At 72.1% G+C, this 14,304-nt stretch carries 13 protein-coding genes and 1 tRNA gene; 5 read left to right on the top strand and 9 right to left on the bottom strand.

All coding sequences use genetic code 11. The annotated features are described in order from the left end of the window. Positions 1-142: 142 nt before the first annotated feature. Both cds1 and MMF94_RS03385 read left to right on the top strand, forming a co-directional pair. Positions 143-1,246, top strand: coding sequence for an L-cysteine desulfhydrase Cds1 (gene cds1 / locus MMF94_RS03390; protein ID WP_241034747.1), 1,104 nt, complete (start codon positions 143-145; stop codon positions 1,244-1,246). Positions 1,247-1,452: 206 nt separating this feature from the next. After that, positions 1,453-2,853, top strand: a complete 1,401-nt coding sequence (locus MMF94_RS03385) for an alkaline phosphatase PhoX (protein ID WP_241034746.1) — start codon at positions 1,453-1,455, stop codon at positions 2,851-2,853. 36 nt (positions 2,854-2,889) lie between these two features. Here MMF94_RS03385 and MMF94_RS03380 read toward each other — a convergent pair whose 3' ends face one another. From MMF94_RS03380 to MMF94_RS03370, 3 genes are all read right to left on the bottom strand, one after another. Then, positions 2,890-4,281 carry an amidase gene (locus MMF94_RS03380; RefSeq protein WP_241034745.1) on the bottom strand — a complete coding sequence of 464 codons (1,392 nt, stop codon included), beginning with the start codon at positions 4,279-4,281 and terminating at the stop codon, positions 2,890-2,892. Positions 4,282-4,407: 126 nt separating this feature from the next. Then, positions 4,408-4,503 (bottom strand) — tRNA-Sec (locus MMF94_RS03375). Between the two features lie 67 nt (positions 4,504-4,570). Further along, positions 4,571-4,969, bottom strand: coding sequence for an STAS domain-containing protein (locus MMF94_RS03370; RefSeq protein WP_241034744.1), 399 nt, complete (start codon positions 4,967-4,969; stop codon positions 4,571-4,573). A 206-nt stretch (positions 4,970-5,175) separates the two neighbouring features. Between MMF94_RS03370 and MMF94_RS03365 the strand changes: the two genes are divergently transcribed. Continuing rightward, a complete protein-coding gene (locus MMF94_RS03365) occupies positions 5,176-5,637 on the top strand; it encodes an acyl-CoA thioesterase (RefSeq protein WP_241034743.1) in 462 nt (153 codons plus the stop codon). A 32-nt stretch (positions 5,638-5,669) separates the two neighbouring features. Here the strand turns inward: MMF94_RS03365 and MMF94_RS03360 are convergent, their stop codons facing one another. Then, a complete protein-coding gene (locus MMF94_RS03360) occupies positions 5,670-6,944 on the bottom strand; it encodes a glycosyltransferase family 2 protein (protein ID WP_241034742.1) in 1,275 nt (424 codons plus the stop codon). Between the two features lie 167 nt (positions 6,945-7,111). Here MMF94_RS03360 and MMF94_RS03355 point away from each other — a divergent pair, with 167 nt between their 5' ends. Next, on the top strand, positions 7,112-8,104 hold the full coding sequence (locus tag MMF94_RS03355) for a patatin-like phospholipase family protein (protein WP_241034741.1): 993 nt from the start codon (positions 7,112-7,114) through the stop codon (positions 8,102-8,104). A gap of 28 nt (positions 8,105-8,132) precedes the next feature. Beyond that, positions 8,133-9,428, top strand: coding sequence for a competence/damage-inducible protein A (locus MMF94_RS03350; RefSeq protein ID WP_241034740.1), 1,296 nt, complete (start codon positions 8,133-8,135; stop codon positions 9,426-9,428). A 151-nt stretch (positions 9,429-9,579) separates the two neighbouring features. Here MMF94_RS03350 and MMF94_RS03345 read toward each other — a convergent pair whose 3' ends face one another. From MMF94_RS03345 to MMF94_RS03325, 5 genes are all read right to left on the bottom strand, one after another. Then, positions 9,580-10,713 (bottom strand): epoxide hydrolase family protein, encoded by a 1,134-nt coding sequence (locus MMF94_RS03345; RefSeq protein WP_241034739.1) that lies wholly within the window; start codon positions 10,711-10,713, stop codon positions 9,580-9,582. 2 nt (positions 10,714-10,715) lie between these two features. Further along, positions 10,716-11,474, bottom strand: a complete 759-nt coding sequence (locus tag MMF94_RS03340; protein ID WP_241034738.1) for an SDR family NAD(P)-dependent oxidoreductase — start codon at positions 11,472-11,474, stop codon at positions 10,716-10,718. A 27-nt stretch (positions 11,475-11,501) separates the two neighbouring features. Then, a complete protein-coding gene (locus MMF94_RS03335; RefSeq protein WP_241034737.1) occupies positions 11,502-12,533 on the bottom strand; it encodes an acetamidase/formamidase family protein in 1,032 nt (343 codons plus the stop codon). Positions 12,534-12,668: 135 nt separating this feature from the next. After that, positions 12,669-13,394 carry a YoaK family protein gene (locus MMF94_RS03330; protein WP_241034736.1) on the bottom strand — a complete coding sequence of 242 codons (726 nt, stop codon included), beginning with the start codon at positions 13,392-13,394 and terminating at the stop codon, positions 12,669-12,671. Between the two features lie 152 nt (positions 13,395-13,546). Next, the gene (locus MMF94_RS03325) at positions 13,547-14,287 is read right to left on the bottom strand and encodes an IclR family transcriptional regulator (RefSeq protein ID WP_241034735.1); all 741 of its coding nucleotides are present in this window, start codon (positions 14,285-14,287) and stop codon (positions 13,547-13,549) included. Between the last annotated feature and the right edge of the window lie 17 nt (positions 14,288-14,304).

The raw sequence follows: 14,304 nt of genomic DNA, 5'->3' as shown, positions 1-14,304 counted from the left end.
GCTAGACGCCGAACACAACGGGTTTTCGCAGGTCAGCGATCTCCTGTTCGGACCGTGCCGGTGTCGTCCGGCACGCGGGATTGCACTGGTTGCCGCGGCCTCAGCGGGGCCGGTCCGGTCCCGGTGCGCTTCACTGGCGCTCGTGACCGAGCCTGTCGACCGATCCTGTGACCGCACCCGTGCCTGGGTGACCGAGGCGATCCGGCTCGTCGAGGCCGATGCGAACCGGTCGGCCGACACGCACCTGCACCCGTTCCCGCTGCCGGCGGAATGGGGTGTGGACGTCTACCTCAAGGACGAGTCGGTGCACCCGACGGGCAGTCTCAAGCATCGGCTCGCCCGTTCGCTCTTCCTCTACGCGCTGGTGAACGGATGGATCGTCGAGGGCACCACCGTCGTCGAGGCGAGTTCGGGGTCCACCGCCGTCTCGGAGGCCTACTTCGCCCGGCTGATCGGGGTGCCGTTCGTCGCGGTGATGCCGAGGTCGACGAGCCCGGAGAAGATCGCGCTGATCGAACGGTACGGCGGGCGCTGCCACTACGTGGACCGCGCGCCGGACATGTACGCGGAGGCGCAGCGGCTCGCCGCGGAGTGCGACGGGCACTACATCGACCAGTTCACCTACGCCGAGCGCGCCACCGACTGGCGGGGCAACAACAACATCGCCGAGTCGATCTTCAGTCAGCTCGCGCTGGAGCGTTATCCGGTACCGGAATGGATCGTGATGGGAGCCGGCACCGGCGGGACGTCCGCGACCCTCGGCCGCTACCTCCGCTACCGGCGCCACACGACGCGTCTCGCCGTGGTCGATCCCGAGAACTCGGCGTTCTTTCCCGGCTGGACCACGGGCGCCCCGGACTACGCCACCGGCATGCCCTCCCGGATCGAGGGCATCGGCAGGCCGCGGATGGAGCCGAGCTTCATCCCTTCCCTGATCGACCTGATGATCCCGGTGCCGGACGCGGCCAGCGTCGCCGCGGTGCGGCACCTGCATGCCGTCACCGGACGGTGGGGTGGCGGCTCCACGGGCACCAACCTCTGGGGGGTGTGGCAGCTGGTGGCCCGGATGCTCGACGCCGGGGTGCGCGGCAGCATCGTCACGCTGATCTGTGACGGCGGTGAGCGCTACCGGCACAGCTACTACGACGACGGCTGGGTGGCTGCTCAGGGGATGGATCTCGCGCCGTACACGGCCGCGATCGAGCGGTTCCTTGCGACGGGGGTGTGGGCACCGCCACGTTCTTGACCCGTCCGCGCCTTCCGGGCCGTTCCCGCTGCCCACACCAGCTTCGTCCGTTGTGACACGCCACGACGCTGATGACCGTCCTGTGTGCGTCCTGTGAGCGTCGCTCCCCGTTCATCTCCCGGCCGTGTAGATCGGCGAACGTGACGCCCGGCCACCACCCGGTCGGGTGAACTCGATCGGCCACGTACGTGACAGGGAGAACATCGATGACGAACGGAATGTCCCGCCGCGGGTTCCTGCGCGGGACTGCCGCTGCCGGTGCCGGTGTCGTGCTGCTGGGTGCGAGCGAGGTCCTGCTCACCGCGCCCAACGCGGCCGCCGCTCCGGCGCCGGCGGGCGTGGGGTACGGCCCGCTGGTGGCCGACCCCGCGAAGCGCCTCGCCCTCCCGGAGGGCTTCAAGTACACGGTCGTCACCGAGGCCGGTGTGACGAAGCTGGAGTCCGGCGAGTTCACGCCGAGCAACCACGACGGGACCGGCGCCTTCAAGGCGAAGGGCGGCGGCACGGTTCTGGTCAACAACCACGAGCTGGGCGACCCCTTCGACAAGACGAAGCTGCCGGTGCCGCACCTCAAGGACCTCACCTACGACGAGGGCAGCGCGGGCGGCTGCACGATCATCGAGACCGACAAGGACGGCAACCGGGTCCGCGAGTTCGTCGGGATCGCGGGCACCGCCACCAACTGCGCCGGTGGCATCACGCCGTGGGACACCTGGCTGACCTGCGAGGAGACCGAGGGGCTCGCCGGCTCCGGCGGCCGCACCAAGGACCACGGCTACGTCTTCGAGGTCGACCCGTTCGACCAGGAGGCCAACAAGAACCCGCAGCCGATCAAGGCTCTCGGCCGGTTCGCCCACGAGGCCGCGGTCGTGGACCCGAAGTCGGGCAACATCCTGCTCACCGAGGACGCGGGTGGCCCGAACGGCCTGCTCTACCGCTGGGAGGCGCCGAAGGGCTTCAAGCCGAAGAAGGGCGGCCTGAAGGAGCTCGGCCCGACCGACGGTGTGCTCGCCGCCATGCGCTGCACGGACAAGGGCGGCGCCTTCGTCGACGACCTGTCCCGCGCCACCGAGATCGGCACCACCTACAGCGTCACCTGGACCGAGGTGCCCGACCGTGACGCCCGCACCACCTCCACGCGCAAGCAGTTCACCGGCGACCAGGTGACCCGCGGGCACAAGCTCGAGGGTGCCTGGTGGGGCGACAACGGCGCGTACATCGCCACGAGCTTCGCGCGCAGCGAGGACAGCCCGGCTGAGCACGACGGCCAGGTGTGGTTCTACGACCCCAAGCGCGAGACGTTCACCCTGAAGGTGCGCTTCGGTGTCAACCCGAACCCGGATCAGGACGGCGCGTTCGACGGCCCGGACAACATCGCCGTCTCCCCGTGGGGCGGCCTGATCGTGGCCGAGGACGGCGAGGGTGTGCAGCACCTCCTCGGCATCTCTGAGAAGGGCGAGTCGTTCCCGATGGCCCGCAACGAGCTCGGCAACGGCAGCGAGTTCACCGGCCCGGTCTACTCGAACGACAAGAAGGTTCTGTTCGGCAACATCCAGACCCCGGGGATCATGTTCGCGATCACCGGTCCCTGGAAGAAGCAGAACTAACCAGCCGCGCTCAGAGCCAGGGGCCGGGTCCCCCGATCACCGGCCCCTGGCGGAGGCGGCCAGCGCAGGCACCGCGCGCCACTCCAGCCGTGCCGCGGCGGCGAGCAGCTTCGGCTCGTCGCCCGGCCGGCCCACGAGCTGCACACCCACCGGCGCGCCCCGAACCGTCACCGGGGCGACCACCGCGGGCAGCCCGGCCAGGTTCCACGCCTGCGTGTACGGGGCGCGGACGGCCGAGACCAGCAGCGTCGGTAGGTACCGGCGGCCGAGCAGGGCGCCGGCGCGCAGCGATGGGCCTGCCACCGCGGGGGTCAGCAGCATGTCGTGGCCGCCCGCGTCGAGCCAGTCGAGGAACCGCTCGCGCCAGACGGCGGCGGCCTCCGGGTACGGCGGCCGGAACCGCAGCACCCGGCGGCCCTTGCGTGCCAGCGTGGCGGTGCGGTGCTCCACGTCCGTGTCGTCGAGGCCGAGGTCGGCGAGATCAGCGGCCACCCCCGCCTGCCACCGCCGCGTCCAGAGCGAAGCCAGGTTCCGCGGGTAGGGCGGGTCCGCCACGGCGACGGTCGCGCCGCCCGGTTCCGCGCGCAGCCGAGCCGCGGCCCCCACCGCGGCGGCCCGGTTGTCGGCATGCAGGCGCCCGATCGGTGAGGGCGACGGATCGCGCAACGACAGGGCGATGCGCGCCGGCCAGAGGTCACCCGAGTCGATGTCCCGCTGCCCGGCATCACCGCGCCCGCTCAGCACGCCGAGCATCAGAGCGGCGTCCGCGGCCGTGCGGGCGATCGGCCCGGCGGCGGTGAGTCCGCACCAGTGCTCCGGCGCGCCCCCGGGCAGTGGCACGACGCCGGTGCCCGGCTTGAGCCCCACGACCCCGCAGTACGCCGCCGGAATGCGGATGGACCCGCCGCCGTCGGTGCCCAACGCGATCACCGCCATCCCTGCCGCCACCGCCGCCGCGCTGCCGCCGCTCGACCCGCCGGGATCCAGTTCGAGGTCCAGCGGGTTGCGCGTGACACCGAGCGCCGAGTGCGTGAAGCCCCAGATCCCGAGCTCGGACATCCGGGTCTTGCCGATCATCACGGCCCCGGCGCCGCGCAGCCGCTTGACCAGCTCGTCGTCGCGCCGGGCCGGTTCGCCGGAGGTGGCCGCCGAGCCGTGCCGCGTCGGGTAACCGGCGACGTCCACGTTGTCCGTCACCGCCACCGGAACCCCCGCCAGCGGCAGGGCGAAGCGGTCGGGCCGGGAGTCGACGGCCCCCGCCTCTGCGAGCACACGCTCGGGGTCGTGCTCCTGGAACGCACCTACCCAGGGCTCGCGTTCGGCGATCCGGGCGAGGTGGGCTCGGGCGACCTCGACGGCGCTGAGCCGCCCGTCGTGCACGCGCTCGACGATCTCGGCCGCGGTGAGCGCAGTCAGGTCGAGGGCCATCCCCCCACAATCGCACTGATCAGCGGTTATCCGCGGACGACCCGCCGAGGCGTTCGGTCGAGGTGTTGGCGCGGGTCCCGTTCAGGGCCGGGGAGGCGGCTCGTCGCTCCAGGTCGAGGCAGGAAATGGCGGAGGCGGACGGGAATCGAACCCGCCTGACCGAGATGCTCGGCCACGTCGGTTTTGAAGACCGCGGGGGCCACCAGGCGCCCTTACACCTCCATGCGGCAGGCTATCGGGCCTCGGCTGCGGCGGTGACGGCGCCTGTTCCTGCTCTGGACATCCGACGTCAGCGATTGACCTCGAGCGCCTGCGGGACGCCGTCGGCGACCTCGAACAGCCCGAGCAGGCCGGTGGCCTCCAACGCGCGGGTGACGATGCGCGAGCCCGGTACCAGCCGGAGACGGCACTTCCGCTGCTCGGCCTCGTCCTTGGCCGCGACGAGCACGGCGAGTCCGGCCGAACCGAGGAACGAGACATCGGTGAGGTCGAGGACCAGCAGCGTGACCTCGGCGAGCTGCTCTGTGACGCGGTCGCGCAGCACCGGAGCGGTGAGGGTGTCGATCTCACCGACCACGTGCATCACCCTGACGCCGTCACCGTGGCCGACGACGTCGAACCGGACGACCTCGCCGATGTCGTCGGAAGCTGCTGAGCCTCCGGACTCGACGGGGAAATCGCCGCTCATGCGCACCGGCTCCTCGAAATGACGTCGTGGACTGGTGGGGCGGGCTGTTGTCTCAACCGCGCTTCAACCTTACGGGCGCCCCTCGCGGGCGTCGACAACACCCCCTCCGCTGCGTCCCCCCGCAGCGGATCGCGGCCACGGCGGGATCGAGGTGATCTCGTCGGGGCGGGGCGCCATGGCCGTGCAGGCTGAGAGATGCTGCCGGGATGTCTGACCGGTTCTCCGTTCGCGTGAACGTCCGCAGCTACGAGATCGACGCGAACGGCCACGTCAACCACGCCGTCTACCACCAGTACGGGGAGCACGCGCGCACAGAGCACCTCACCGCGGCGGGCTGCTCGATGGCCCGGCTCCAGGAGCACGGTCTGGGGATCGTGCTCCTGGAGACACACGTGCGGTTCCTCCGCGAGCTGCGTCACGGTGACCTTGTTGATGTCGACTCCCGGATGACGTTCGGGACGGGCAAGACGTTCGAGATGGCCCACACGATTCGCCGCCGCGCCGCGGAGGGCGCAACGGGCACCGACGGCGCGGACGCCGAGACCGTAGCGGCCGAGATCACCTGTCGCATGGGTGTGCTGGACTCAGCCGTCCGGCGTCTGGTGCCGGAGCCCTGGGCGCGACTGGCGGAGATCGCCACGGCGCCGGAGCGACTCGGGCTGGGGTAGCCCGCCGCTGCGGCGCCGCTGTGGCCGAGGGGTCAGAGGAGCAGCCCGGTGGGTGTGAGGTCGAGGGACTCCGACGGCGCGGGCCGGCGCGGTGCCACGAGGGGTGGCACCCGGCCGCCTGCGCGCCTGGCGACCCGCCTGCCCCAGAGGTACGCGACCGGACCCGTCACGAGACCGCGCAGGCGCACGCCGGTGGCGCCGGCAGGCATCGCGGGGCCCGCCTCGCTCTCCCGCTCGGAGATGCGGCGCAGCTGCGCGAGCGCAGCGGGGATCCGCCGGGCCGCGACCGCACGGGCCCGGCGGTCCAGCGCGATCTTCGTGAGGAAGCCGCCGAGCCCGACCGCGTAGCCCTCCAGCTGGGCGCGCAGGGCCGCCGGACTGGTGCGGTGGTGGTGCCAGACCCAGGCCGAAGGCTCGTAGCCGAGGACGTGGCCTGCGAGGATGAGCCGCACCATGAACTCGCAGTCCTCGCCGCCGTAGGTGAGGGAGCCCGGGCCGAGTGCCTCGTCGAAACCGCCGACGGCCCTCGCCGCCTCGGCGCGCACCGCGAGGTTGGCGCCGATTCCGAACAGCCCGGGGGAGAACGGGAAGATCGCGGAGTCGGCAGGCGGTTCGTCGAGCGAGTAGTGCCGTCGCTCGAAGCCCTTGTTCCAGGCCAGCGCGCTGTCGGCGGCCACCTCCTCGGCGGAGGTGAGGCTCGCGGCGAGCACGGGGCCGCTCACGCAGGCGAGCGCGGGGTCGGCCGCGAACGCGCCTGCAATGCGTCCGGCCCAGCCGCGGTCCGGCTCGGTGTCGTCGTCGGTGAAGGCGACGATCTCCGTGTCGGCCTCTTGCAGGCCGCGGTTGCGGCCGACGGACGCACCCCGGCGCGGCTCGAGCACGTACCGGACGCGGGGGTCGCCGATAGCGCGCACTGCGGCGGCCGTGCGGTCGTCGGTGGGGTCGTTGTCCACGACGAGCACGGTGATGTCGGGGTGGTCGCCCGCGAGCACGGCGCGCACGCAACGTTCGAGGCTGCTCGCGCGTCCTCTTGTTGCCACCACGACGGTGAGCGGTTCGTCGGACCACGGGGGGAGGGGTGGGTCGGGTACCTCGCCGAGCTGGACGTCGATGGCGGCACGGACGGCGGAGGCGCGGGCGATGCCGCCGACGAGCGGAAGTTCGGCGATGCCGACGGGGGCGCCGCTCGAGGTGATGAGCAGCCGGGCCGCGGTGAAGTGGGGGGCCACCACGAGATTGGAGACGGCGGCACGGCGGTCCAGCTCGCCGACCCAGGTCGGCGAATGAGGAGCGTTCCAGGGGGACAACCGGGGCCTTCCAAAGTTTGGGCTATGGGGGGCGGCAGGAACGCTAAGGCGAATCGGACAGTCCGATGGGTGAGGTGTGTCCTTTTCGCGTCGATCGGTCGGGATTGGTCTGCCAAACGTCGGTGGCCACCCTCAGAAATGCGCCAGGCGGCACGTACCCTTCTGCCGTGGCATCGGCGGCTCTCGTCCCCTTCCTCCATGGCGACCGGGATGTGATCAGCGTCCTGCTGGATCGCAGAGCCGAGGGGAGTGAGCCAGGAGAGCGTTCGGACGATCATCGGGTCGCCCTGGTCATCGGCGGCGGGGGGATGCGGGGCGCCTACGTCGCCGGCATGCTGCGGGCGCTGGACCGCGCGGGTCTGGTCCCGGCGTTCGACGAGGTGTACGGCGCGTCGTCGGGGGCCTTCAGCGCGGCGGCCTTCCTCACGGGCGACGCCGCGGCCTGCGCGGCCAGCTACCCCGAGGACCTCTGCACCGACGTGTTCATCAACATGCGCAGGCTCGGCAGCAGGCGTCCCGTCGTGGCGCTCGACCACCTGATCCACGAGGTGCTCGACGACCGCAAGCCGATGGCGTGGCACGAGCTGGGGAAGACCCCGGCGTCGCTGCGGATCGTGGCGACGGACGCGGGTGACCTCAGCCCGCACACCCTGGAGGGGATGGAGACGGTCGCGGACTGGCGGCTGGCGCTGCGGGCGAGCGCGTCGATCCCGCTGCTCTGCGGCCCACCGGTCTCCTACGGGGGGCGCCGCTGGGTGGACGGGTCGGTGGGCGAACCGCTGGCGATGGCGCGGGCGCTGCGCGGCGGGGCCACCCACGTGCTCGTCGTGCTCTGCCGCGGCACCGACGACCTGCACCCCGACGCCGACGCGGGGCTGTCGCTCTGGGCCCGTGCCCTCGACAGGGTGGTGCCGGGGCTGGGCACGGTCGCGCAGGGATCCCGCCGCTACGGCGCCGACCTGCGGCTGGTCACCGATGCCGCCCATCCCGACCGTGGCCCCGGGCACCTGGCGGCGATCGGGCCTTCCCGGTCGGTCGGCATGGGCTCCCTGTGCGTCGATCCGGCGCTGGTGGGGGAGGCGGTGCGGGTCGGAGACGAGTCCGTCGTCGCGGCTATCGAGTCGGTCGCGGCACAGAGGCGCGACCTCGACCCCGCCTGATCCGCTTCCGGCGGATAACGTCGGTGGCATGGAGTCAGGGGAGCGGCCGCGCGCGGCCGTCATCGTCACGGGCAGCGAGCTTCTGACGGGATCGATCACCGACCGCAACGGCCCGTGGCTCGCTCGTGAGCTGGGCGAGCTCGGCTTCCAGGTTGCGCACGTGCTGCTCGTCGGCGACCGTCCCGACGATCTCGACGCCGCACTGCGGTTCGCCGTCAACTCGGGCTGCGTGCTGGTCGTCACGAGCGGGGGCCTCGGGCCCACGGCCGACGACCTGACCGCCGAGGTGGTGGCGTCCTTCGCGGGTGTCGACCTGGTGCTGGACGACGACATGCGCGAGCACATCGCCGGCATCCTTCGACGCGGCTGGGCGGCCCGTACCGAGTTCTCCGCGACGGCGATCGAGGAGGCCAACCGCAAGCAGGCGATGGTGCCGCGCGGTGCCCTGGCGCTGCCCCCGGTGGGCACGGCGCCGGGGCTGGTGGTGCCCCGGCCGGGCGGGCCCCTCGTGGTGGTGCTGCCCGGGCCGCCCCGCGAGCTGCAGGGGATGTGGCCGACCGCGCTCGAAGCGCCGCCGTTCCGGGAGCTGCTCGCCGGCGTGCCTGCGGCGGAGACCCGGTCGTTGCGGTTCTTCGGGCTCCCCGAGTCCGAGATCGCGGCGACGCTGCGCGAGTTCGACGCCGAGATGGATCTGTCCGGGGTGGAGGTCACCACCTGTCTGCGCCGCGGGGAGTTGGAGGTGGACCTGCGGCCGAAGCCTGGTGCCGCGGTCTTCGCGTCCGAGCTGCACGGCGCTCTCGCGGCCCGGCACGCGAAGCACCTGGTCAGCGACGACGGCTCCACCACCGACGAGCTGCTCGCCCGTGCGCTGCTGGAGCGTGGCTGGACCGTCGCGACGGGCGAGTCGTGCACGGGCGGGATGCTCGCGTCGCGGCTGGTCGACCGGCCCGGCTCCTCCGCGTACGTCGCCGGCGGTGTCGTGGCCTACTCGAACACCGCGAAGACGCAGTTGCTCGGCGTGCCGGCGGAGATGATCGAGGAGCACGGAGCGGTGTCGCCCGAGGTGGCGCGGGCTCTCGCCGACGGCGCACGGGAGCGGTTCGGAGCCGACGTCGGCGTCGGGATCACCGGTGTCGCCGGCCCCGACGGCGGCACGGAGGCGAAGCCGGTCGGCTATGTCTGCTTCTGCGTCACCACCGGCGACGGTCTCGTGCTGGCGCGCGATCCGCGCCTTCCGGGCGGGCGTTCCGACGTGCGGGAGCGCTCGACGGACCTCGGGATGCACCTGTTGCTGCGAGCGGCCGCCCCGCGCCGGGCGGAGTGATCGCGCTCCGAGTGGCCGACCGGTCTCTCCGCACCTACATTGCAACTTCCCGGTGGTGATCGCTCTGGCAGCCCGGCCCGTCGGGGGTCGGTCCGGCCGCCGTCGTCGTCGGCGGCGACCGGACCTGAGGCAGGGATCAGCCCACGGGGCGTCAGCGCAGCGGGCGGAAGAACGTGCGCAGCTCGTCCACGAAGACCTCGGGCTGTTCCAGCGAGGCGAAGTGGCCGCCCGTCTTCGGTTCGCTCCAGTGCCGCAGGTCGGTGTAGCGCCGCTCGATCCAGTGCCGGGGCAGCCGCACGAGCTCCTGCGGGAACTGGGTGACGCCGGTAGGCACCGGCACCTCGTCCAACCGCCGCCGTTTGAAGCTCTCCCAGTACAGCCGCGCCGAGGACGCGCCGTTGCCGGGAAGCCAGTAGAGCATGACGTTGTCGAGCAGCCGGTTGCGTGAGATGACGTTCTCGGGATGGCCCGCGCAGTCCGTCCAGTCCCAGAACTTCTCCACGATCCAGGTGCACTGCGCCGACGGCGAGTCGAGCAGGCCGTAGCCGATCGTCTGCGGCCGGGTGGACTGCTCGCTGGAGTAGCCCGTGCCGAGCTTCTGGAAGCTCTCGCGCGCGGCGAAGGCCTCTTTCTCCGCGACCGTGAGCGGCTGGGCCTCGGCGTCCGGCGGGCGCTCCGCGAGCGGCATCGTCAGGTGGATGCCGACGAGGCTCTCCGGGGCGCCCGTGCCCAGGGCAGAGGTGATCAGCGAGCCCCAGTCGCCGCCCTGAGCGCCGTAACGGTCGTAGCCGAGCCGGTCCATGAGCTGCGCCCACGCCGTGGCGATCCGCTCGATGCCCCACCCGGGAACCGTGGGCTTGGCGCTGAAGCCGTAGCCCGGCAGCGACGGCACGACGAGGTGGAACGCGTCGCGGGGGTCGGGCGGGCTGGTCAGGGCCTCGATCACGTCCAGGAACTCGACGACCGAGCCGGGCCAGCCGTGGGTTAGCAGCAGCGGCAACGCGCCGGGATGCGGGGAGCGAGCATGGATCAGGTGCACCTCGACGGTGTCGTCACCGCCGCCGTCGAGTCCGGTGCGAAACTGCGGGAGCGCGTTGAGCTCGGCCTCGCAGCGCCGCCAGTCGTACTCGCGGGCCCAGTAGCTACAGAGTTCGCGGGCGTAGTCCAGCGGCACGCCCTGAGTCCAGCCCGGCGAGGTGGCCGGTTCGGGCCAGCGGGTGCGGGCTATCCGCTCCCGCAGGTCGTCCAGCTCGGTCTCGGGGACCTCGACTCGGAACTCGCGCATGCCTAGAGCTGTACCCCACGGGTGAGGGCGCCGTCGACGACGAGATGCGTACCGGTGATGAAACTTGCCCGGGGGCTCGCCAGCATGATGACGCCGTAGGCGATCTCCTCCGGGGTGGCCATCCGGCCGGTGGGGTTGAGCCCGAGCGCCTGGGCGAAGAACTCCGGGTCGTTCTGGTCGAGGCTGTGCCAGACGCCGCCCTCGAAGTACGTGTTGCCGGGCGAGACGGCGTTGGCGCGCACCTTCCCGGCGAGCTGGAACGCGAGCCCGGACGTGTAGTGCACGAGCGCCGCCTTCATCACGCCGTACGCGCCCGCCGCGAAGTCGACCTCCCGGCCGGAGACGCTCGACACCGCGACGATGGAGCCGACGCCGCTCGCCTCGAGGTGCGGGAGGGCCGCGTCGACCGTGCGCACGGTGTGCATGAGATCGACCTCGAAGCTCGGCTTCCAGTGCTCCGGGCCGGGGCCGATCGAGAGGGCGCTCACGTTGGCCACGACGATGTCGATGCCGCCGTAGTGCTGCGCCGATGCGGCCACCCATGCGGTGAGGGCGTCGGCGTCGGCGACGTCGAGTGCGGTGCCGGTGACGTCGTGGCCCGCGCCGCGCAGTTCCGCCTCGACCTTGGCGACATCGGCTTCGGTGCGCGCGCAGAAGGCGACCTTGGCGCCCTCGGTGGCCAGGCCCTCGACGACGGCGCGGCCGATGCCCTTCGTGCCGCCGGTGACCAGTGCGATCCGGCCTGTCAGCTGTAGATCCATCGGAGGTCCTTCCTCAGTGTCGCGGCACTAAAGGCCGCGGGCCTGGTCACGCAGATGGCGGTGCATGCCCCCGTACGCCTCTGCGCCGGGCAGCAGCGCCTTCTCGATCTTGGTGACCGCGCTGTAGTTGGTGTCGCAGACGTTCGCCAGCGGTGACCGGCTGACCTGGGTGAGCAGCTGGTAGGCGTCGAGCGGGTCGAGCCCGTAGAGCTCGCCGAGCCAACCGACCATGCCGACCTGGCTGGCCCGCCAGGCGTCCTCCAGCGGCCGGGACGAGCCGACGACGGCGTAGTGGTCGTCGTGCTCCAGCCGGGGCCACGCCGGCGCGGTGTTGATGGGCGCTCCGCCGGCGCTGCGCTGCCCGCCCTTGATCAGCTCCACGATCAGCGTGACGTTCATGGCGCCCTCGACCGCGGTGCCGCAGCTCTCGCCCTCGCCCTGGCGGTAGTGGCCGTCGCCGACGGAGAACAGGGCACCTTCGACGTTCACGCCGAGGAAGCAGGTGGTGCCTGCCCGCATCTCGGGGGTGTCCATGTTGCCGCCGAAGGTGTCGGGCACCAGGCTCGAGCGGACCTCCCGCCCGGGCGGCGCCACGCCGACGGTGCCGAGCATCGGTGCGAGCGGCAGCTCGATCTCGAGCTGCGAGCGCTGGGCCTCGAAGAGCACGGTGCCCCGGGCGCGGTCGAGCTGGTAGATCCAGGTCTGCTCGGGGAGCGGCTCGTTCAGCAGGGCGGTGCGGTCGGTGCCGGTGAGCGCGCCGAAGAACGGGATGGTGGTCGACGCCCCCCAGTCCCGTGCCGGGGTGAGGTCGACGATGTGTAGCGCGAGCGTGTCGCCCGGCTCCGCGCCCTCGACGTAAAACGGCCCCGTCTGCGGGTTCACCTGGGTCATGTCCAGCACCTGCGACGGCTTGTCAGAGGTGCGCTGCAGCCGTCCGGAGAAGGCGTCCTCCGTCCACAGCCGCAGCACGGTGCCGGGCGTGATGCGGTGGGTGGGTGCAACCCCACCGAATGTCCATGCGTACTGCTCGGGCTCGGGGCGGAACTCGACGACGTCCACGAGGGGTGATCGTCGTGTCAACGACTACTGACGCGCAAGTCCCAGGAGGTTACGGAGCGGCCGGCAGGGCACGACCGTCACGGCTGGGCCGGAAGCAGACGCAACGGCGGCGTCCCCGGCCTCACCGGTGACGTCTCAGTTCTGTCCGAGCTGCCAGGTCGCGAGGCGGCGGCTGCGCAAAGCGGCGATCAGGAACACGATCCCGAGCAGCGCGGTCGCGACCGCGATCGCCGGGACGATACCGGCATACAGCATCAGTAGCGCCCCCGCGATCGCCCCGACGAGCAGCATCGCGACGGCGAGGATCCGGCGCGCGGCCCTGACCCGGCCGGTCGTGCCGCGGTCCGCCACGATGCCGACCATCGTCATCGTGATCACGGTGGTGGTCAGGTCCGGGACCCCGAGACGGCGCACGGTCGTGTTCTGGAGGCCCATGGCGATGGCCAGGATCGCGGCGACGACCACGGCGCTCGGCGTGTCGGGGGCGCCGGGACGCACGATTGCGACGACGAGGGCGGCCAGGAGCAGCCCGAACTCGATCGCCGCGGTATTGCGCACCAGCCGGCCACGGTGGCCGTACCACCGCTCGACGTGCCGCCGTCCGACGAACACCGCGAGGAGAAACCCCACCAGGGCCGCCACGGAGGCAGCCAGCGAGAACCCCGGCGCCCCCGCGATCGCGAACCCCACGATCAGCACGTTGCCGGTCATGTTGGCGACGAAGATCCTGCCGAGGCCGAGCAGGCTGACCGCGTCCAGCACGCCCGTCGTCAGGGTGAGCACCAGCAAGAGCAGCGGCAGCGGGCCGTCCGTCTCGTGGCGCGCGAGCTCGGTCCACAGCCGCGACCCGGCGCTCGCCATTCCACCTCCTCGGTACCCGACGGGACCACCCCGCGCCGGCACCGGGCGAACAGGACCTTCCTCGCACCCGTGCCGTCTGTTCTCATCGTTGTCCACGGGCGGCGCCGAGGTCGACGAGTGTGCGCGCAATGTCCTCCATATGCCCGGGAGGATCAGTCGGGGGCGCCGAGCCGCCGGGAGATCCCCATTGCGGCAGCTCGGACGACCGGGACGAACGCCATGGTGTCGGAGTTGGCGGAGGGCACCACCACCGACAGGGCGGCCACCACGTCGCCTCGCGGGCCTCGCACCGGCGCCGCGACCGAGGTGGCGACCAGCTCGACGTGGCCGGCGGTGACCGCCACGCCCGTGCGGCGGACTTCGGCGAGCGCCCGGCGCAGGTCCTCGGGGTCGCACAGCGTGCGATCCGTGTAGCGCTTGAGGGCACCGGCGAGCACCCTCTCCTGCAGTTCGGCCCCGCCGAAGGCGAGCAGGACCTGCCCGACGCCCGTGGCGTGCAGCGGAAGCCGGCCTCCGACGCGCGTGAGGACGCGCACGGCGCCGCGCCCCGACAGCCGTTCCAGGAACACCGCCTCGTCGCCGTCGAGCACCGCGAGCTGCACGTTCTGCCTGGTCACCTCGTAGAGGTCCTCCAGGAACGGCATGGCCGTCTCGCGCAGCCCCAGTCCGCGGGGGGCGAGCGCGCCCACCTCCCAGAGCCGCAGCCCGACGCGGTAGCGGCCATCGGTGGCGCGTTCCAGAGCACCCCACTCGGCGAGCTCGCCGACGATGCGGTGCGTGGTGGTCAGCGGGAGCGCCGTGCGTCTGCTGATCTCGGTGAGCGTGAGCTCGGGGCGCTCGGCGCTGAACGCGGCGAGCACCTGGAGAACACGGGCGGTGACCGACTGTGCCATCGCGTGCCAGTCTGCCT

The sequence above is a fragment of the Pseudonocardia alaniniphila genome, from assembly GCF_022524485.1.
GTDB lineage: Bacteria > Actinomycetota > Actinomycetes > Mycobacteriales > Pseudonocardiaceae > Pseudonocardia > Pseudonocardia alaniniphila.
The sequence above is the reverse complement of the archived record's forward strand: the minus strand, read 5'-3'. Positions and strand labels throughout refer to the sequence as shown.